Source organism: Aliiruegeria lutimaris (genome assembly GCF_900099935.1).
Taxonomy (GTDB): Bacteria; Pseudomonadota; Alphaproteobacteria; order Rhodobacterales; family Rhodobacteraceae; genus Tropicimonas; species Tropicimonas lutimaris.
Genome location: NZ_FNEK01000089.1, coordinates 1 through 18346, shown reverse-complemented (window position 1 = coordinate 18346; position 18346 = coordinate 1). Strand labels below are relative to the sequence as shown.

General features: G+C 59.3%; 16 protein-coding genes. 9 read left to right on the top strand and 7 right to left on the bottom strand.

The window, feature by feature from the left end; genetic code table 11:
• Positions 1 to 282 precede the first annotated feature (282 nt).
• From BLR85_RS24690 to BLR85_RS24660, 7 genes are all read right to left on the bottom strand, one after another.
• Entirely contained in the window at positions 283 to 1011 is a 729-nt protein-coding gene (locus BLR85_RS24690; protein ID WP_093163725.1) for an IS6 family transposase, read from the bottom strand.
• 9 nt (positions 1012 to 1020) lie between these two features.
• A complete protein-coding gene (locus BLR85_RS24685) occupies positions 1021 to 1365 on the bottom strand; it encodes an NAD(P)-binding domain-containing protein (protein ID WP_244520864.1) in 345 nt (114 codons plus the stop codon).
• A gap of 28 nt (positions 1366 to 1393) precedes the next feature.
• On the bottom strand, positions 1394 to 2905 hold the full coding sequence (locus BLR85_RS24680; RefSeq protein ID WP_093163722.1) for a sugar ABC transporter ATP-binding protein: 1512 nt from the start codon (positions 2903 to 2905) through the stop codon (positions 1394 to 1396).
• The gene (locus tag BLR85_RS24675; RefSeq protein WP_093163719.1) at positions 2902 to 3903 is read right to left on the bottom strand and encodes an ABC transporter permease; all 1002 of its coding nucleotides are present in this window, start codon (positions 3901 to 3903) and stop codon (positions 2902 to 2904) included. Before BLR85_RS24675 ends, BLR85_RS24680 begins: the two co-directional genes overlap by 4 nt.
• Positions 3904 to 3916: 13 nt before the next feature.
• The gene (locus BLR85_RS24670; protein ID WP_093163717.1) at positions 3917 to 4891 is read right to left on the bottom strand and encodes an ABC transporter permease; all 975 of its coding nucleotides are present in this window, start codon (positions 4889 to 4891) and stop codon (positions 3917 to 3919) included.
• Positions 4892 to 4976: 85 nt separating this feature from the next.
• A complete protein-coding gene (locus BLR85_RS24665; RefSeq protein ID WP_093163715.1) occupies positions 4977 to 5768 on the bottom strand; it encodes an SDR family NAD(P)-dependent oxidoreductase in 792 nt (263 codons plus the stop codon).
• A gap of 86 nt (positions 5769 to 5854) precedes the next feature.
• Positions 5855 to 6811, bottom strand: coding sequence for a sugar ABC transporter substrate-binding protein (locus tag BLR85_RS24660; RefSeq protein ID WP_093163712.1), 957 nt, complete (start codon positions 6809 to 6811; stop codon positions 5855 to 5857).
• 218 nt (positions 6812 to 7029) lie between these two features.
• Between BLR85_RS24660 and BLR85_RS24655 the strand changes: the two genes are divergently transcribed.
• The 9 genes from BLR85_RS24655 to lpdA all read left to right on the top strand — a co-directional run bounded on the left by BLR85_RS24655 (position 7030) and on the right by lpdA (position 18212).
• Complete coding sequence (locus BLR85_RS24655) at positions 7030 to 8871, top strand: extracellular solute-binding protein (protein ID WP_093163710.1); 1842 nt, start codon at positions 7030 to 7032, stop codon at positions 8869 to 8871.
• 18 nt (positions 8872 to 8889) lie between these two features.
• Positions 8890 to 9699, top strand: a complete 810-nt coding sequence (locus tag BLR85_RS24650; RefSeq protein WP_093163708.1) for an SDR family NAD(P)-dependent oxidoreductase — start codon at positions 8890 to 8892, stop codon at positions 9697 to 9699.
• Positions 9700 to 9765: 66 nt separating this feature from the next.
• Positions 9766 to 11076, top strand: coding sequence for a M24 family metallopeptidase (locus BLR85_RS24645; protein ID WP_093163705.1), 1311 nt, complete (start codon positions 9766 to 9768; stop codon positions 11074 to 11076).
• A 76-nt stretch (positions 11077 to 11152) separates the two neighbouring features.
• Positions 11153 to 12160 (top strand): thiamine pyrophosphate-dependent dehydrogenase E1 component subunit alpha, encoded by a 1008-nt coding sequence (locus BLR85_RS24640; protein ID WP_093163728.1) that lies wholly within the window; start codon positions 11153 to 11155, stop codon positions 12158 to 12160.
• A 12-nt stretch (positions 12161 to 12172) separates the two neighbouring features.
• Entirely contained in the window at positions 12173 to 13168 is a 996-nt protein-coding gene (locus BLR85_RS24635) for an alpha-ketoacid dehydrogenase subunit beta (protein WP_093163703.1), read from the top strand.
• On the top strand, positions 13158 to 14486 hold the full coding sequence (locus tag BLR85_RS24630) for a biotin/lipoyl-containing protein (RefSeq protein ID WP_093163701.1): 1329 nt from the start codon (positions 13158 to 13160) through the stop codon (positions 14484 to 14486). The genes BLR85_RS24635 and BLR85_RS24630 overlap by 11 nt, the downstream gene beginning before the upstream one ends.
• A gap of 15 nt (positions 14487 to 14501) precedes the next feature.
• Positions 14502 to 15932, top strand: a complete 1431-nt coding sequence (locus tag BLR85_RS24625) for an NAD-dependent succinate-semialdehyde dehydrogenase (RefSeq protein ID WP_093163699.1) — start codon at positions 14502 to 14504, stop codon at positions 15930 to 15932.
• A 10-nt stretch (positions 15933 to 15942) separates the two neighbouring features.
• A complete protein-coding gene (locus tag BLR85_RS24620; RefSeq protein WP_093163697.1) occupies positions 15943 to 16821 on the top strand; it encodes a 2-oxo acid dehydrogenase subunit E2 in 879 nt (292 codons plus the stop codon).
• Positions 16822 to 16832: 11 nt separating this feature from the next.
• Positions 16833 to 18212 (top strand): dihydrolipoyl dehydrogenase, encoded by a 1380-nt coding sequence (gene lpdA / locus BLR85_RS24615; RefSeq protein ID WP_093163695.1) that lies wholly within the window; start codon positions 16833 to 16835, stop codon positions 18210 to 18212.
• Positions 18213 to 18346 lie beyond the last annotated feature (134 nt).

The window sequence follows — 18346 nt, the reverse complement described above, 5'->3', positions numbered from 1 at the left end:
GATCTGGGCGATGCTGACAAAGAACGAAAATTACAGGGATCCGACGCTGGCTGTTGCGGCATGATGTGCATGTCTAGCCGCTAGCGACGGTGCCAAGGGGGTGTGAGAAGACGACGACCTGAATGGGCAAAACGATCGAACAGATCGGGAGTGGGAAAACCAGGGCCGCTCTTAGTGCAACAAGCACGACGGCGAGATTTGGACCCGATCCGCAGATCACCATACCGGCCTGCGGCGTTTGCAAGTACCGCATCTCAAGGCCTTACAGAAGACCGCACTCGATCACGCGCCGGCAAGGTCGGAAACTTCTTGCATTACGGGCGGCAACCACAGAAGAGCAGCGGTACGGTTTTTCTTGAAGTTGGCTCTGGAGGAGAGGCTGCGCTCCGAATTGAAATGGTTGGAGACAGAGGCGTGGACGGCGGCAAACATTTGCAGACTTCGCATCCGCCGGAAGCGTTGCATCGCCCGCTCTCGTCGTCGGAACGGCAGGTGCGAATTCTCTGCCCGGTTGTTCAGCCGTTGGACGGTTTCTTGCGGTTGCGCGGCGCCGATCATTCTCAAGGCCGCGCCATATGACCGGAGCAAGTCGGTCACGATGGACTCAGGTCGGCCGTACCGTCGCATCGTTTTCTTCAAGAATTTCAATGCGGCCTTCTTGTCGCGTGTCTTCGTCACGAAGCTTTCAAGGACCTCGCCCTCATGATCGACGGCCCGCCACAAGTAGTGCCGCTCCCCGTTGATCTTCGTGAACATCTCGTCGAGGTGCCGGCGCCACTGCGGCCCAGAACGAAGCCGCTCGGCACGTTTCTTGCGGATCTCGGCGGCGAACAACGGGCCGAACCGCTGCCACCAGAACCGCAGGGATTCGTGGCTGACCTCGATCCCGCGTTCGTGCAGTAGATCCTCGACTTTCCGCAGCGAAAGTGGAAACCGAACAAAAAGCATCACCGTCAGGCGGATGATCTCGCGGCTCGTTCGGAAGTATTTGAAGGTGTCGTCTTTCGTCATCCCGAGAGGTTACGAGACCACCCTGCGCCGCTCAAGCTCCATCGCCTTGACACCACCATATGCCGTAACCTCGCTCGGCCATGCGATTTGGTCCGGGCTAATCGTGCCCATCTCGACATAGGCCCGCGCCGATCCGGCAAAAAGCCCGTCCGGGCCGCCATGTACCGATTTGGAAGATGGATCGTCTGCCAACATGGTCACGACCACCTCCGCCGCATTCGACAACGCAAGGGGGCTGTCCGCCACGGTACAGCCCAGCTCTGCGGCCAGAACTTGGGCCTTGCCAGGCGAGCGATTCCAGAGTGTCACGTCATGCCCTGCACGGGAAAGGTTGCGCGCCATATTTGCGCCCATACGCCCAGTCCGGCAAAACCCACCCGCATCAGGCCACCTTTTCGGTTTCCAAGCCCGAAATCGCGGCAATCAGGTTTTCTTCGGTCACCTCTTCAGAGGTGAAAGTCCGCATGATCCGGCCCGAGTACATCGCCACGATGCGGTCGGCCACATGCAGCACCTCGGGCATTTCCGAGCTGATCACGATCACCGCATAGCCCTGTGCCGCCAGCTCGCGGAGCAGGTTGTGAATCTCGGCTTTCGATCCAACGTCGATCCCGCGTGTGGGTTCGTCCACGATCAGCACATTGGGGTGCATCGACAGCCATTTTCCGATTACAATCTTCTGCTGATTGCCGCCAGAGAGGTTTCCCACGAGCTGTTTCCAGCCTGGTGTCCTGATATCGAGCTTGTCGCGGTACTGGTCGAAAATCGCGATCTCGGCACCTTCGGCAACAAATGGCCCGGCCTTGAGGTCATCGACCTGCGGCAGGGTCATGTTATCGCGGCAGTTCATGCCCAGAACCAACCCCTGGCCCTTGCGGTCCTCGGGCACAAGCGAGATGCCCCGCTCGATCGCATCATAGGGCGAGTGAATGCGCACCTCTTCGCCATCCATCAGGATCGTGCCGGCCGTAGGGTCACGCAACCCGAACAGCGTTTCGGCGATTTCCGTCCGCCCCGCACCGACAAGGCCGTAGAAACCGACGACCTCGCCGCGCCTTACCTCGAAGCTGACATCCTGAAACAGATCGCCACAGCTCAGCCCGCGCACTTCGAGCGCGACATCGCCCAGTTCGTGATGGGACTCGTTGCGGCTGAGGTCGAGCTTGCGCCCGATCATCATCTGGGTCACACCCTCTTCGTCCGTTTCCGCAGTGTTGACCGTGCCCTGGTATTGGCCATCGCGCAAAACGCTGATCCGGTCGGTTATCTTAAAGATCTCTTCCATCCGGTGCGAAATATAGGCGATGCCCACGCCCTGCTCTTGCAAGTCAGAGATCACCTCGAACAGAACCACCTTTTCCGCGTCGGTCAGTGAGGCGGTCGGCTCGTCAAAGATCACGGCCTTGGCGTCTACCGTCAGGGCGCGCGCGATCTCGACCATCTGCTGGTTGGCGATCGAAAGATCACCCACGCGGGTCTTGGCATTGAAACTGACCTTCAGCTTTTCGAGGATTGCTTTGGTCTTGGCCTCAAGTTCGGCCCAGTCCACCAGCCCGAAACGCTTGCGTGGCAATTCTCCGAGATAGATGTTCTCGGCCACACTAAGCTCATCTGCGAGGCTCAGTTCCTGATGGATGAAGACAATGCCCTTGGCTTTCGCGTCCAACGGGCCGGACATGACTACCGGTTTCTCTTCGACGATGATCTGGCCTTCGTCCGGCTGGTGAATGCCGCCAAGCACCTTCATCAGGGTAGATTTCCCAGCGCCATTTTCACCCATCAGGGCATGCACTTCGCCCGGCAGGATCGAAAGGGAGACGCCATCAAGGGCGCGTACGCCGGGAAAGGTCTTGACGATGCCTTCCAGGCGCAGGACGGGTGTTTCATCGGTCATACCTTCAACTCCTCTTTTCCTTTCACGTTCAGTTGCCGATCAAGGAACAGCACGGCGATCAGGATAAGACCGATTACAAGGTTCACGGTCGATGTATCTGCGCCGATATGGCTCAGCCCCTTGCGCAAAAGCTGGATCGCAATCACGCCCCCGAAGGTCGAAATGATCGAGCCCGCCCCGCCGGTCAGCTTGGTACCGCCCAGCACGACGGCGGTGATCACCCACAACTCATAAAGCTGGCCGTCGTTGGGGTTCACCGAGCCTGATTCCGAATAGAATACCACTGCGGACAGCGCCGCCAAAAAACCGATGATCATGAAGTTGATCATCATATGCGGACCGACACGGATGCCGGCATTGACCGCCGCCTCGCGGTTGTTACCGATGGCATAGGCGTTGCGGCCATGGACTGTGCGGTTCATGAGAAACCAAATCGCCGCTGTAACGATCAGCAGGAACCATGTCGCGGTGTGAAGACCAAGGATCTGCGCCTCGGCGAAATCGACCAGCGTCCAGTTGAGATGGCTTGTCGGCTGCTCGCCGTTATACATGAAGACCAACCCGCGAAAGCCCAGCATAGAACCAAGCGTCACGATAAATGCGTCCACCCCGGTCTTCCACACGATCAACCCATTGATCGCGCCGAGAACCACACCGGTCAGCAGCGCCAGGCACCAGGCCACGGGAATGACCCAATTTCCGAGCCCTTCAAATATTGCCCATGTCATCGAATCCAACAGGACAACGGCGCAAATCGCGTATATTGCCCCGACTGACAGGTCGATATTGCCGTTGACCATGACGATGGTCATGCCCATGGCGATGATCCCGATCGGCGCCGACTGCTTGAGCAGCAGCAGCATGTTGTCGCCGTCCATGAAGGCCTTGTCGCTGACGGAGAAGAACTCGCCCGCCACTGAGAAGAAGATCAACTCAAAGACGATAAAGCCCCAGATGGCGCCGTCCTTGAGATATTTCGAGAGTTTTCCAGCCTGCATGTTCTTCCCTCCCTTACGCGATCGGCGACATGAGCTTGCCGCGCTTGGCAGCAATATCGAGCCAGACTGCAAGGATGATGATGACCCAAGTCACGACGTATTGTACGGAGAAATCAAGCCCGACCAGCAAGAGACCATTCTGAATAAACCCGAGGATCAGCACGCCGATCACCGTCTTGAAAATTGTCCCCGAACCACCCAACAGCGATGCACCGCCAAGAATGACTGCGGCGAGTACTTCAAGCTCTAGACCTTGTCCTACAGTGTTTTGCGACCCCATGGAGCGGCTGGCCTGGATGAGACCGGCCGTGGCCACGCAGAATGCACTCATAATGTAGCAGAGGAAAACCACGCGTGCCCGCCGGATGCCTGAGAAGGTCGCCGCCGTACCATTGCCGCCCACCGCGTAAACCTTTCGGCCAAACGGTGTCTTGGCCAATATGATACCCAGCAAAGCCGCCAGCGCGATGAATATCAGGATCGGCGTCTGAATTCCCATGACATTACCTTGCCCGAAGATAGCAAACCAGGTGCCTTCCTTGTCGGCGATGTCAATGTTCTTGCCGCCCGAATAAGTCAGCGTTAGTCCGTGGATGGCCGAAAGCATCCCCAAAGTTACAATCAATGAATTGAGCTTGAGATAGCCGACGAGAATCCCGATGAAGGCCCCGAGGCATAGCGTCATCGCAAACATGGCAGGGATCGCAAGGGTCGGTCCCAGTTTGTCGTGAAGATCAAGTACAACAATGGTCGAAAATGACATCATCGACCCCACGGAGAGATCGAGATTGCCGCTGATAACGACAAAGGTCACCCCCAGCGCCATCACCCCCAGAATCGCCGAGGACCTGACCACGTTCTCGAAATTGTCGATGGTCAGGAACTTCGGATTGGCAATTGTGAACCCGACGATGAACACGGCGAAGGCGATCAGGATGCCCTGCTTCGCGAGCAGCTTTCCGATATCCTGTTTCGTAAACTCAGCCATTGTTCCCTCCTCCCTCGGACCGCGCTCGGCGGCCCTTAGTTTCTTTCCTATCCAACCCGCCGAAATCCCTCCCCGGCTCGTCAGATCAAACCAGCGTCATGCCCCCGTCGATCATCACGATCTGACCTGTCATGTAATCGCTTTCTGACGCCGCCAGAAAGGTGGTCGTTCCAATGATGTCTTGCGGCGTAGCCACCCGGCCGCGCAGGATTTCAGACGAAAACTCCTCCATCGCCTGACCGGGCCGTTCAGACGCACCGATGGCCATCAAATCCTGATCGACTTGCTCCCACATCTCGGTCGCAACCACGCCTGGGGCAAAGCCGGTGACGGTAATGTCATGCTTGGCCAAATCGCGCGCGCCCGATTGGGTCAGCGACACGACGGCAAATTTACTAGCGCAATACGGGGCCACGTTATCAAAACCCTGACGGCTGGCGATTGAGGCGGTGTTAATTATCTTGCCGCCTGTGCCCTGAGCGATCATTTGGCGGGCCGCTTCCTGCATGCCGATCATGCATCCCAACCCGTTGACTCCCATAATGAAATTCCAATTTTCTTCGGTGACATCCATAAAGTTCATCGGCCGGTTTACGCCTGCATTGTTGAACTTCACATCCAGCCTGCCAAACGACGTGACCGTACGGTCGATCATCGCGCGTACGGCGGTGCGGTCGGTCACATCGACTTGCGCATGTGTCACTCTGCTTTCGCCGAATGTCTTCCGGTTCACGTCTGCGACTTCGGTGATCTTATCGCCGTTGATGTCGGCGAAACATACGCTTGCCCCTTCTTCCAACAGCGCCTCGGCGATGGCGCGACCAATACCTTGTGCGGCACCTGTCACAATGCACGACCGACCAGAGACTCGACCCATTGGTCTTCTCCCATGCCTGAAATTGTTTTGGAAAAGAGAAAGGGGTTAGGGAAGGGGGCCGCAGCCCCCCACCCAGAGTTAGGGTCTTAAAACACCGGCTTGGTGTAATCGCCCATGTTGTCCTGAGTAATCTTCGGTGTGTCAAAGTAGTTCAGGAAAGGCAGTTCCTCGCCGTTGAGCAGGTCAATTGCAGTCTTCAGCGCCGCCTCTGCGTCATCGACAGGCGACTGGTAGATCGAACCCCAGTAAGTGCCTGCGGCCATCGCTTCATAACCCACCGCGAAGTTGGTGGCGCCGACGAAGGTGATGCCCTCGCGGCCAGCGGCGATAGCGGCGTTCATCGCACCAACACCCATGTTGTCGTCCCCGGAATAGACGCCGTCGATGTCGTCATACTTGACTAGGAAAGCTTCCATGACCTGCTGCGACTTTTCGCGGTTCCAGTCACCAGGCTGCTCGTCGATCTGCTCAACGTTCGGGCACACTTCGGGCAGACGGTCGTTGAAACCCTTGGCGCGCTCGATGGCGGTCGTGTAGCCCGGCTGGCCGGTGATGTGTACAACCTTGGCTTCGTCTTCGATGCCCAGGTCCTTGAAGCGGTCGCACATGATCTCTGCGGAGCGAATGCCCTGCGTGATGTTGTCCGGCCCCGAGAAGGAGGCGACGAAGGCAAAGCCGGCTTCGGCAATGTTCGAGTTGGTCACAACAACCGGAATTCCGGCCTGGTGGGCCTTGCGAACTGCGGGGATCACAGCCTCGCCGTTTGTCGGCCAGATGATAATAGCGTCCACTTCCTGCTGGATGAGATCTTCCATCTGGGCGATCTGACGCGCCACGTCACCACCTGCGTCCAGAACGACGACTTCTACATCTTCATTGGCTTCGGCCGCGGCGATGAAGGCCTTCTCGTATGTTGTCTGATAGCTGTCGACACCTACGTTGTTCTGGGTGATTCCGATCCGCATGGTTTCAGCGGTCGCCATACCTGCAAAGGTCATGGCGGCCGTCGCGGTCGACGCTGCGATAAGTGTACGAAGTTTCATGATTGGTGTCCTCCCAAGAGATTTTTTCGGATTTCAGTTTATTCGATTCCCGCCTCCAGTCGGAGAATCATGGTCCATCGGACTGCATTCACCATGGGGGCTTGCCTGAAGCGACGCGCCAGAAAATATATCCATAATGGATATAGTTATATCCGCTATGGATATTATTGCGATACATATCGGACGCCTAACTTCGCAACCTACGGAGGCAATCACCGATGGGCAAATCCGATTCGTCCAAAATGAACATTTTGACAGGCGGGCGCGCAGCGCAGTCAGCACAACCCTCCAGAAAGAAGAAACCCAATTCTATGAACGCGATGAGCAGAAGTAACACAGCCCGGTTTGTGGCCCCCAGGGTCAAAACCGAGATGCTTCAGATCATCGCCTTTCTTGAGGAATTGAGCGACGAACTGGAAGATGTGGAGGACCTCTCCGCGCCGAATCCGAATTTGCGGATGACACTTCTTTTGCTGCGTGGACACCTTGAGGGGCGCGTGATCACTGCAACCGCCCTGATTGGTGCCAGCCGCGTGCCCTATGCCACGGCGAACCGTCGTCTCAAAGAAATGCTGGACGCGGGCCTGATAGAACAGCGCCCACGCACCAAGACCGGCAAGAGCTTTTCCATGCATCCCAGCGAAATTCTGATTGATCAATGGTCACAACTGTCGAGCCGCGTCGGACGTTCGGTCGTAAGCCGTTTCGGCGCCAAACAGAATCTGGGCGAAACCGAGGATTACTACTTTGGCGAATCCTATATGGATGCCAAGTCGATCCCGCCACTTCAGCTCCTGTCCGAGCCATTGAAACTTGCTGGCGGCCTGCGCGTGCTGGTCCATGGCGACCCGACCTTCATGGTCATGAACAACCTCAAGCGGCAGTTTGAGCATTCTATCGGAACGCAAATCCATCAACGCGCTTTTTCCATCGATCGCTTGCACGACGAAGCGGTGCGCAATGCAGACCGCAAGGCCAGCCGCTATGACGTCATCGCCGTTGACCTGCCTTGGGTCGGGGAATTCGCAGAGCGCGGCGTCCTGATGCCACTGGACGAGGCTATGGATATCGCAAGCGTCGATCCGGCCGATTTCCACACCGCTGGCTGGAAGGCCGCGCATTGGGGCGGCAAACCCTATGGATTGCCAGCCCAGACCACGCCAGAGCTGCTTTTCTACCGAAAGGACATGCTGTCCGCGGCCGGGCTGGAGCCCCCGGCGACAACCGACGCACTGCTTGCTGCCGCCAAGGCGCTGCACGATCCCCAACGTGGCCGACACGGCATTGCGTGGAATGCCGCGCGTGGGACGGCGCTTGGCCATACAGTCCTGATGACGCTTGCCGATTTCGGCCAGCCCATTCTTGATCTGCCCCCTGACGCAGGAGGCTTTGCCACAAGCCATCTGGCGGATCGGCGCTACAACGTCACCATTGATACCGAAGCAGGCCTGCGCGCCGCCGAATTCCTGGTGCAACTTCTGGAATATTCGCCGCCCGACATCCTGTCGATGTCTTGGTATGAACGCGTGCGACCCTATGCGGCGGGCCGTGTCGCGATGGCCTATGGCTACACCCTGCTCGCACCGTATTTCGAGTTGGACGAGGATTCGCCCGCCAATGGCCAGACCGGGTATCTGCCGCACCCCGCTGGCCCCGGTGCCAACCAGATTGCTCCAGTGGGCGGCTATATTATGGGTATTCCAGCCAACCTGTCGCCGGATCGCGTACCTGCCGCCGTCGAGGCGCTGCGCGTCTTCACATCCCCCGAAGCTCAAAAGCTTTATGTGCAAAACGGTAGCCGGACCAACCCGCGCTATTCGGTCGGCGCAGATCCCGACGTCCGCTGCTTGTCCCCCATCTTCGAGGCCGTGGATGCAATGTCATGGCGCGACGAGCTGCAATTCTGGCCACGTCCGCCCGTGCCCGAGATCAACGAGATCATCCAGATTTGCGGTGAGGAATTCCACGACATGCTGCGCGGGGTGACCGCCCCGTCCGAAACATTGCGTCGCGCCGAGGAGAGAGCCGACGCCGTTATCAAAAAACACAGATCCACGTGACAACAGGAGGAGACAACCATGGACCCCAACCGCCTCAAAGGTAAGAATATTCTCATCACAGGCGCCGCCCGCGGCATGGGTCAGGCCAGCGCCGAGAGTTTTGCCGCCCAAGGCGCTAATGTCTGTCTCGGCGATCTGGACGGCGATGAGGCGCAGAAGGTTGCGGATGCGATCAACTCGGCAGGTAATGGCAAGGCGATTGCCGTCAAGATGGATGTCACCAAGCGCGAAGACAACGTCGCCGCCGTGGCCGCCACAGTCGAGGCCTTCGGGTCGATCAATGTCGGGCTTTTCAATGCGGGTCTCAACAAGCCCCGGTTCTTCATGGATATCGATGAAGAGAACTGGGACATGATCATGAACGTCAACACCAAAGCGATGTGGCTGGGAATGCAGGAGGTGGCTCGCCAGATGATCGCGCAAGGCCCGATGGAGGATCACCCCTACAAGCTCATCAATGTCGGTTCGATCGCCTCGCGCAAGCCCCTGGTGGACGTGACGGTCTACTGCACCTCGAAATATGGCGTTCTGGCACTGACCGAATGCGGCGCGCTCGGGCTGGCAGAGCATAACATCACCGTCAACGGCTACGCCCCGGGCGTTGTTGTCACCCCGCTCTGGGAACAGCTCGACAAGGATCTTGTCGAGATCGGTTTCAAGGAACGCGAGGGCCAAGCCTATGACGATATCGTCGAAAACAACCTGGTGATCAAGCGCGTGTCCTACCCGGGCGACATCACCGGCACGGCTTCGTTCCTTGTGTCTGACGACAGTGATTACATGACCGGCCAGATGATCTCCATCGATGGTGGCTGGGTCACGAAGTAGGCCCACACCTCTAGGATTATTGGCAACAAACCGGGTGCACATTGCCGCACCCGAAAGGAGTTTTCGATGTCAGACCGTCCAGGCAACGCACTTATGCCGAACTTGCTTACACCAAAGGATCTTGAGACCAATTGGGAATGGCGTGACAAACTACCGGCCCATGGCCACATGTCCGTGGATTTCGAACGCCGTATCGACCACGACCGGTTGCGCCGCTATCGTTTGGCCCGCACGCGGCAGTCCTTGCAGAATTCCAATGCTGGATCGCTGCTCTTGTTCGACGTGAACAACATCCGCTACGTCTCGGCCACAAAGATCGGCGAATGGGAACGGGACAAAATGTGCCGCTTCTGCCTGCTGACGGGTGACGATTCACCATACGTCTGGGACTTCGGCTCTGCTGCGGTGCATCACAAGCGCTATTCAGACTGGCTGGAGCCTGATCACTGCTTGGCAGGCGTGGTCGGAATGCGCGGCACCATCCCGCCAGAATTCGGCCTAATGCGCAAATATGCCAAAATGATCGCGCAATTGATCAAAGATGCGGGTATGGCCGACATGCCGGTGGGCGTGGATTATGCCGAAACGGCGATGTTCCATGCGCTCCAGGAAGAAGGCATCAACGTGGTCGACGGTCAGCAGATCATGCTGGCCGCGCGCGAGATCAAGAACTGGGATGAAATCCAGCTTCTGACCCAGGCGGCATCAATGGTCGATGGCGTCTACCATATGATCTACGAAGAGCTGAAACCCGGCATTCGTGAAAACGACATCGTCGCCATGTCCAACAAGCTGCTCTACGAAATGGGATCAGACGATGTGGAGGCGATCAACGCCATTTCGGGCGAGCGCTGTAACCCGCATCCGCACAATTTCACCGACAGGTTGATCCGTCCCGGCGATCAGGCCTTCTTTGACATTCTTCAGTCCTATCAGGGCTATCGCACCTGCTACTACCGGACTTTCAACGTTGGCCGTGCGACACCTTCGCAGAACGACGCCTACGTGAAGGCGCGCGAATGGATCGACGCCTCCATCGCGATGATCAAACCCGGCGTGATGACCGACAAGGTGGCCGAAGTCTGGCCCACAGCGGAATCGCTTGGCTTCCCCAACGAGGACGCGGCCTTTGGTTTGCAGTTTGGCCACGGTCTGGGTCTTGCCCTGCACGAACGCCCGATCATCAGCCGCGCGGTCAGCATGGAGCACCCGATGGAGATCAAGACCGGCATGGTCTTTGCCCTGGAAACCTACTGCCCGGCGACTGACGGATACTCTGCTGCACGGATCGAGGAAGAGGTCGTCGTGACTGAGACTGGTTGCGAGGTGATCAGCCTCTTCCCGGCCGAAGAACTGCCGATCGCCAACCGCTACTGACCGGCGGCACATCCGCGCCTTGCGTTCCCTCCAGATGCTGGGCGCGGATCATGCCTGTTTCGCCCAAGAGGACATCATGGCCAAAACCAAGACAAACACCGAAGATTACCTGCGCATGTATCGCCAGATGGTGCGCATCCGCTCTTTCGAGGACAATGCCAACCAGCTTTACCTGTCCGCCAAGATGCCCGGACTCACCCATATGTACTCGGGCGAGGAAGCCGTCGCCGTCGGCATATGCGAAGCGCTTGAGGTGACGGACAAGATCACCTCGACCCACCGGGGCCACGGCCACTGTGTCGCCAAGGGTGCGAATTTCAAAGAGATGTTCTGCGAGCTTTTGGGCAAGGAAGAAGGTTATTGCCGCGGCAAAGGCGGCTCGATGCATATCGCGGACCAATCCAACGGCAATCTGGGGGCCAACGCCATCGTAGGCGGCTCCATGGGGATTGCCACAGGGGCAGCCTTTACCGCCAAACTGCTGGGTAAGGACGATGTCACCGTCTGTTTCTTCGGCGACGGGGCTACGGCGCAGGGTCTGTGGTACGAAGTCATGAACATGGCTGCGCTGTGGAAGCTGCCAGTGATCTACGCCTGCGAAAACAACGGCTATTCCGAATATACGAAGACCGAGGAAATCGCCGCCGGTTCGATCACCGCGCGCGCCGAGGCCTTTGGCATCGAAGCGCATCAAGTCGACGGTCAGGATGTTCTTGCGGTCAACGAGTTGGCGCAAGATCTCGTTGCCCGCGCTCGCAAGGGCGAGGGGCCGTTCTTCATCGAGTTGATGACTTACCGCTATCACGGCCACCACGTGGGAGACATCAACCGCGAATACTACCGCTCCAAGGAAGAAGAAAAGGACTGGAAGGAAAACCGCGACCCAATCATCAAGTTCCGTGGCTGGCTCGTCGAACAGGGCATCGCGTCCGAGGACGAGATCGAGGCGATGAACGCCGAGATCAAGAAAGACGCTGCTGAGGCCGTCGCCTATGCCGAGGCCGCGACTTATCCCGAGCAGTCAGAGGTGGACATGCACGTCTACACCGACATCAAACACGCGCTTGAGCGCGACACGGCCTGAGGAGGACCAGACATGCGAGAGATTACCCTGTCCCAAGCCGTGAACGAGGCGCTGGCCGAGGAGATGCGCCGCGACGACACCGTGTTCATCATCGGCGAAGACGTGGCCGAGGCGGGCACGCCATTCAAGGTGCTCAGCGGGCTGGTTGAGGAATTCGGCACCGGGCGGGTAGTGGACACGCCCATTGCCGAACCCGGCTTCGTGGGGATCGGCGTGGGCGCGGCGCTGACCGGCACGCGCCCTGTCGTGGATCTGATGTTCGGCGATTTCCTATATCTGGTCATGGATCAGCTCTGCAATCAGGCGGCCAAGGCCTACTACATGTCAGGCGGCAAGCTGAACGTGCCGTTGGTTCTGCGTACCAATATGGGTGCGACGCGACGCTCCGCCGCGCAGCACAGCCAGTCCTTGCATGCGCTGGTGGCACATATCCCCGGCCTAAAGGTGGCCATGCCATCCTCGGCCTACGAGGCCAAGGGCCTGATGAAGACCGCGATCCGCGACGACAACCCGGTCGTGATCTTCGAAGACAAGCTAATGTACAACGACAAGGCGCCCGTGCCGGAGGAGGAATTCCTGATCCCCTTCGGCGAGGCCAACATCAAACGCGAAGGCCGCGACATCACCCTGATAGGGACCTCGTCAATGGTGCAAGTCTGCGAGAAAGCCGCCGAGTTGCTGGCCAAGGAGGGTATCGATGCCGAAGTGATCGATCCGCGCACCATCGTGCCGCTGGATGAGGCGGCGCTGCTGAAATCTGCCAAGAAGACGTCTCGCGTGATCGTCGTGGACGAAGGCCACCAAAGCTATGGTATCACGGGAGAAATTGCTGGCCGGATTAATGAAAAAGCCTTCTACCATCTCGACGCCCCCGTGCTGCGCATGGGCGCGATGGACGTGCCCGTACCTTTCTCGCCCGCTCTGGAAGACATAACCGTGCCGACGCCCGAAGATGTGGCCGACAATGCCCGTAAACTCATGTCGGGGGAAATGATCCATGCCGCATGAGGTCATCATGCCAGCCCTCGGCATGGCACAGGACTCCGGCAAGATCATCAGCTGGCTCAAGTCTTCTGGTGATCCGGTCAAGGCTGGTGATGCGCTTTTCGAAGTGGAAACCGACAAGGCCATGATGGAGGTGGAATCCCCTGCGGACGGGTATCTGACAGATGTGCAGGCCGAGGCCGGGGCGGACGTGCCCGTGGGCAATGTTATCGCGCTGATCTCGGATACCGCCAAGGATAGCGGCAGTGTTGCGCCGGCATCCACCACAGGCACCGCGGCGCCTGCCGACTCGGGAGACAGCGGTGACACCCCTCTGCCCGAGGGCGCGGAGGTCATCATGCCTGCGCTTGGAATGGCGCAGGATACGGGCCTGATCGTCGCTTGGCACAAGGCACTCGGCGATAAAGTTGCCGCAGGCGATATTCTTTTCGAAGTGGAAACCGACAAGGCCACCATGGAAGTGGAAGCGGGTGCCGATGGCTTTGTGGCCGCCTTTCTGGCCGAAGCGGGCGAAGCGGCCCCTGTTGGCGAAAGGATTGCAATCATATCGGCGGAAAAGCCTGCAAACCCTGTTCAACGCAGCCAAGCAGCTGCCGCTGCGCCAGACGGTGAAATCGCCTCTGCTCAAGTGGCCATGGCGGAAGCAAAACCCGTCTCCACACCAGTTGAGCCACCCAAGAGAACACCAAATGCGTCCGCGCCCAAGCGCTCCGATGGCCGCATTCTCGCCTCTCCCAAGGCGCGGCGACTGGCGTTGGAGCAAGGGCTCGATCTGGCCCGTCTCGTCGAGGCTGGCCATCCCCAACCCTACCATGTAGCCGATCTCGAAGTTCTCAGAGAATTGCCCGCGCAGACCGCTGAGGGCACGGCGGCGCCCTCGCGCTACCTGTCCGCCGAGCTTCCTATGGACGGCCTCGCGGAGTTCGCCGTCTGGGCGGCACAAAGCGCAGGGCTGAAGGACGCAAACGCCCTGATCGCAGGCTTCGCCGCAGCGAGCCTTGGTCGTGACGCATCAACCATCGCGGTGGAACATTTCGGACAAAGCCGCGCATATAACGTCCCTGGCGGAGCATTCAGTGAGATTAGTGAAGACAAACGAGATGCTGTGCCCGATCTGGTCGTGCGCGATCTGCGCATGAGCCGTGTCACCACCGTCGATCTCGGGGCAGAAAACGCGCCGGTTCTCACGCTCACACGAGCAGGGGATGGGCTTTCCATCACGCTCGAATGTGCAGGACATCACCTTACCGCAACCGAGGCCGTCAGCCTCCTGTCCGAATTCGCCGGCCGCGTGGAGCAACCGCTCCGCCACCTGCTCTAAGCCCGGGAGACCCCTATGAAGTTCACCGATCTCTATATCAACGGCAGCTGGACAAAAGGCGCCTCAGGCGAGCGTTTCGATGTGATCAACCCCGCCACCGAGGAGGTTCTTGCCTCAGTCGCCTCTGCCGACATCGCCGATGCCGACGCCGCTCTCGACGCCGCTGAAGCGGCCATGAAGGGCTGGGCCGCACGCACGCCGCGCGAGCGCTCCGAAGTGCTCCGGAAGGCATGGGAGCTTATGACTGCACGGCGTGATGAGTTCGCCCACTACATGACGCTCGAAAACGGCAAAGCAGGCGCGGACGCCAAAGGCGAGGCCACATATGCCGCCGAGTTCTTTCGCTGGTTCGCGGAAGAAGCCGTGCGCGCCGACGGGATGATGACCCATGCGCCGGCCTCGGGCGCACGCATCATGGTGCAGCACAAACCTGCGGGCCTCGCCGTGCTGGTCACGCCGTGGAACTACCCCGCTGCCATGGGCACGCGCAAAATCGCCCCGGCCCTGGCGGCGGGCTGCGGAGTGGTCATAAAACCGGCCTCTGAAACACCCCTCACGATGCTGGCGCTGATGCCACTTCTCGAAGAAGCGGGAGTCCCGCCGGGTCTCGTCAATGTCCTGCCAAGCAGTAAGACCGGCTCGCTGGTCGACCATATGCTCCACGATCCACGCGTGCGGGTTGTCAGCTTCACCGGCTCCACAGGTGTCGGTCAGAAGCTCCTTAAGAGCGCTGCCAATCAGGTTCTCAAACCCGCGATGGAGCTGGGCGGCAACGCCCCTGTCGTCGTCTTTGAGGATGCCGATATGGATACGGCCATCGAAGGCACGATGCTTGCCAAGATGCGCAACCTTGGCGAAGCCTGTACGGCTGCCAACCGCATCTATGTGCATGAAAGCATCGCGGATGAGTTCACCAAGCGCCTGACCGAGCGCATGTCGGCCCTCAAGGTCGGCGATGGCACGGACCCAAGTGTCGATGTCGGCCCACTCGTCAACGTCGACACGCGCGACAAGGTCGCAGAATTCGTCGCCGACGCCGTGAAGAAGGGCGCGAAAATTGAATGCGGCGGAACAACGCCCGACGGTAAGGGCTTTTACTATCCGCCGACTGTCCTTTCGAACGTACCGGAAAACGCCGAATGCGTGCGCGACGAGATCTTCGGCCCTGTCGCGGCAATCCAGACCTTCAAGGATCAGGAAGAGGTCATCGCGCGGGCCAATGACACCGAATATGGCCTCGTCGCCTATGTCTTCTCCGAAGATTTCAAGCGTGCGCTTCAGGTCTGTGAACGGCTGGATTACGGCATGGTCGGCCTTAACCGCGGCCTTGTGTCGGACCCCGCAGCCCCATTCGGCGGAATGAAACAATCGGGGCTTGGCCGCGAAGGCGGGCATGAAGGCATGCTTGAGTTCATGGAAACCCAATACATTTCGGCCAGCTGGTAAGGATGCGGATATGAGCAACGTTATCGCACCACCTTCGGTTCGGGCCCTGGCGCGCGCAAAGGGCATCGACTTGGAGAAATTCGCCAAGGATCTCGGCCGCACATATATCGCGCGTGAGGATTTGGAGGGCGGGAAACCCGCAGCCGGACCTGCCCGTGACACCTCCTATTGGGATGTGGATCACAGCCAGTTCGGCCCGGTCACCGAAGAGCCGATGAGCCGCTTTGCGCAGGTGGCCGCGGCCAACCTCGGGGCGGCCAATGCGCTCATCCCGCAGGTCACACACCATGATCGCGCCGATGTCACGGCCATCGAGGCGCTGCGCAAAGAGCTGAAGCCGGAAGCGCAAGCGCGCGGTGTCAAGCTGACTGCGCTGGCCTTTCAGGCCAAGGCGCTGGCGCGTGCGCTGCGCGAGTTCCCACGCTTCAATGCGTCGCTCTCGCCCGATGCCAAGACCCTGACGCTCAAGGACTACGTTCACATCGGCGTCGCAGTAGACACGGCCCACGGCCTCATGGTTCCCGTCCTGCGCGACATGGACCGCAAAGGGCTGTGGCAGATCGCGACCGAAATCGCTGATCTCGCTTCCCGCGCACAAGACCGCAAGGTCGGACCTGATGAAATGGGCGGCGCGTCGATTACGATCACCAATCTGGGTGGCATCGGCGGCATTGGCTTCACACCAATCGTCAATCCGCCCGAAGTTGCCATTCTTGGCATCACGCGCACTGAAACCGTCACGGTCTGGGAGGGCGACACGCCGCGCCCCGTTCCGATGGTTCCACTTGATCTAAGTTACGATCACCGTGTCATAAACGGCGCTGATGCGGCACGCTTCGTGAGTTACCTTGCGGGGCTGATCGCCGATCCGCGCCGGATCATGGTCTAAAGGGGGCGCAGATGTCTGAGAACCACGCCGACCTCATCGTTCTGGGCGCCGGTCCGGGCGGCTATGCCTGCGCCTTTCGAGCTGCCGATCTGGGGCGCAGGGTCGTCATGGTCGATCCACGCGCCACGTTGGGAGGGGTTTGCCTCAACGTAGGGTGCATTCCATCCAAAGCCCTTTTGCACGCCGCCGAAGTGATCCGCGAAGCCCGTCAAGGAGACGACTGGGGGATCTCAACCGGCAAAGTCTCGGTTGATCTGGACAAGCTCCGCGCCAAGAAAGAGAGCATTGTCGAGAAGTTGACCACAGGCCTTGTCGGCCTTGCCAAGCGCCGCAGGGTGCAGACCATCTGTGGCACGGCTCAGTTCACCGGCGACAAAAGCCTCGATATCGACGGCGCGGCCTGGACCTTTGATCAAGCCGTGATCGCTGTCGGCTCCGCGCCCGTGCGCCTGTCCGGCTGGCCCAAGGACGATCGCATCTGGGATTCCACCGATGCGCTTGAAATCGGTGAGGTGCCCAAGAAGCTCACGATCGTGGGCGGCGGGATCATCGGGCTGGAAATGGCTACGGTCTATGCCGCACTCGGGAGCAAGGTGACCGTTGTCGAGTTCATGAAACAGATTGCCCCCGGCGCTGATGCCGAAGCCGTGGCAATCTTGCGTGCCGCGCTCGAGGCGGATGGCGTCACGATCCACACGGGCACCAAAGTCACCGAGGTGAAAGCCTCCAAAGCCGCCCTGACACTCAGCTGTGAAGGTGGGTTCGAGGGGAGCCTCAAGGCGGATGCGGCGATCCAGGCCGTGGGCCGTCGCTCAAATGGCGGCCTCGTCAACCCAAAGTCCGCAGGTATCGAGATTGACGAAGGAGGCATTATCCATGTGGATGCCTCCTGCCGCACAAATGTCGCTAACATTTTCGCAATTGGCGATGTCACCGGCAACCCGATGCTCGCACACCGGGCCACCCATCAGGGCCACGTCGCAGCCGAAGTCGCCTCGGGCCATGCTGCCGCTCTGGATACTGGTCTCATTCCCTCGGTCGCCTATACCAGCCCCGAGCTGGCCTGGGCTGGCCTTACACAGGCACAGGCAAAGGATCAGGGCGTAGCCCACAAGGTTGCCAACTTTCCCTGGGCCGCGAGCGGGCGGAACCTGGCGTCGAGCGGGGGGGACGGGCTGACTAAACTGGTCTATTGCCCCGAGACACATCGCCTGCTCGGTGCAACTCTTGTAGGGCGTAATGCAGGTGAGCTTTTGGCAGAATGCGTGCTGGCAATGGAAATGGGAGCAACACTCGAAGACGTTGCGCTCTCAGTGCATGCTCACCCGACACTCTCGGAAACCGTGGGCTTTTCGGCAGAGCGCGCCCTCGGCAAGCTGACCGATCTGTGACCTTGCCCGACGGAGGGGATGGGACCGGCGTCGAACGTTCTCCACCTCCGAGGCGATGGCGACATGCACAAGGTCGCCATCGCAGATGGTACTTCTTTGCTAGAGCGTGTCGCGTTTAATCGGCCTCATAGCCT

What these genes read in the sequence shown, in the direction of transcription:
- BLR85_RS24690 (WP_093163725.1), bottom strand. Translation starts at nt 1,011, where the DNA reads ATGACGAAAGACGACACCTTCAAATACTTCCGAACGAGCCGCGAGATC.
- BLR85_RS24685 (WP_244520864.1), bottom strand. Translation starts at nt 1,365, where the DNA reads ATGGGCGCAAATATGGCGCGCAACCTTTCCCGTGCAGGGCATGACGTG.
- BLR85_RS24680 (WP_093163722.1), bottom strand. Translation starts at nt 2,905, where the DNA reads ATGACCGATGAAACACCCGTCCTGCGCCTGGAAGGCATCGTCAAGACC.
- BLR85_RS24675 (WP_093163719.1), bottom strand. Translation starts at nt 3,903, where the DNA reads ATGCAGGCTGGAAAACTCTCGAAATATCTCAAGGACGGCGCCATCTGG.
- BLR85_RS24670 (WP_093163717.1), bottom strand. Translation starts at nt 4,891, where the DNA reads ATGGCTGAGTTTACGAAACAGGATATCGGAAAGCTGCTCGCGAAGCAG.
- BLR85_RS24665 (WP_093163715.1), bottom strand. Translation starts at nt 5,768, where the DNA reads ATGGGTCGAGTCTCTGGTCGGTCGTGCATTGTGACAGGTGCCGCACAA.
- BLR85_RS24660 (WP_093163712.1), bottom strand. Translation starts at nt 6,811, where the DNA reads ATGAAACTTCGTACACTTATCGCAGCGTCGACCGCGACGGCCGCCATG.
- BLR85_RS24655 (WP_093163710.1), top strand. Translation starts at nt 7,030, where the DNA reads ATGGGCAAATCCGATTCGTCCAAAATGAACATTTTGACAGGCGGGCGC.
- BLR85_RS24650 (WP_093163708.1), top strand. Translation starts at nt 8,890, where the DNA reads ATGGACCCCAACCGCCTCAAAGGTAAGAATATTCTCATCACAGGCGCC.
- BLR85_RS24645 (WP_093163705.1), top strand. Translation starts at nt 9,766, where the DNA reads ATGTCAGACCGTCCAGGCAACGCACTTATGCCGAACTTGCTTACACCA.
- BLR85_RS24640 (WP_093163728.1), top strand. Translation starts at nt 11,153, where the DNA reads ATGGCCAAAACCAAGACAAACACCGAAGATTACCTGCGCATGTATCGC.
- BLR85_RS24635 (WP_093163703.1), top strand. Translation starts at nt 12,173, where the DNA reads ATGCGAGAGATTACCCTGTCCCAAGCCGTGAACGAGGCGCTGGCCGAG.
- BLR85_RS24630 (WP_093163701.1), top strand. Translation starts at nt 13,158, where the DNA reads ATGCCGCATGAGGTCATCATGCCAGCCCTCGGCATGGCACAGGACTCC.
- BLR85_RS24625 (WP_093163699.1), top strand. Translation starts at nt 14,502, where the DNA reads ATGAAGTTCACCGATCTCTATATCAACGGCAGCTGGACAAAAGGCGCC.
- BLR85_RS24620 (WP_093163697.1), top strand. Translation starts at nt 15,943, where the DNA reads ATGAGCAACGTTATCGCACCACCTTCGGTTCGGGCCCTGGCGCGCGCA.
- lpdA (WP_093163695.1), top strand. Translation starts at nt 16,833, where the DNA reads ATGTCTGAGAACCACGCCGACCTCATCGTTCTGGGCGCCGGTCCGGGC.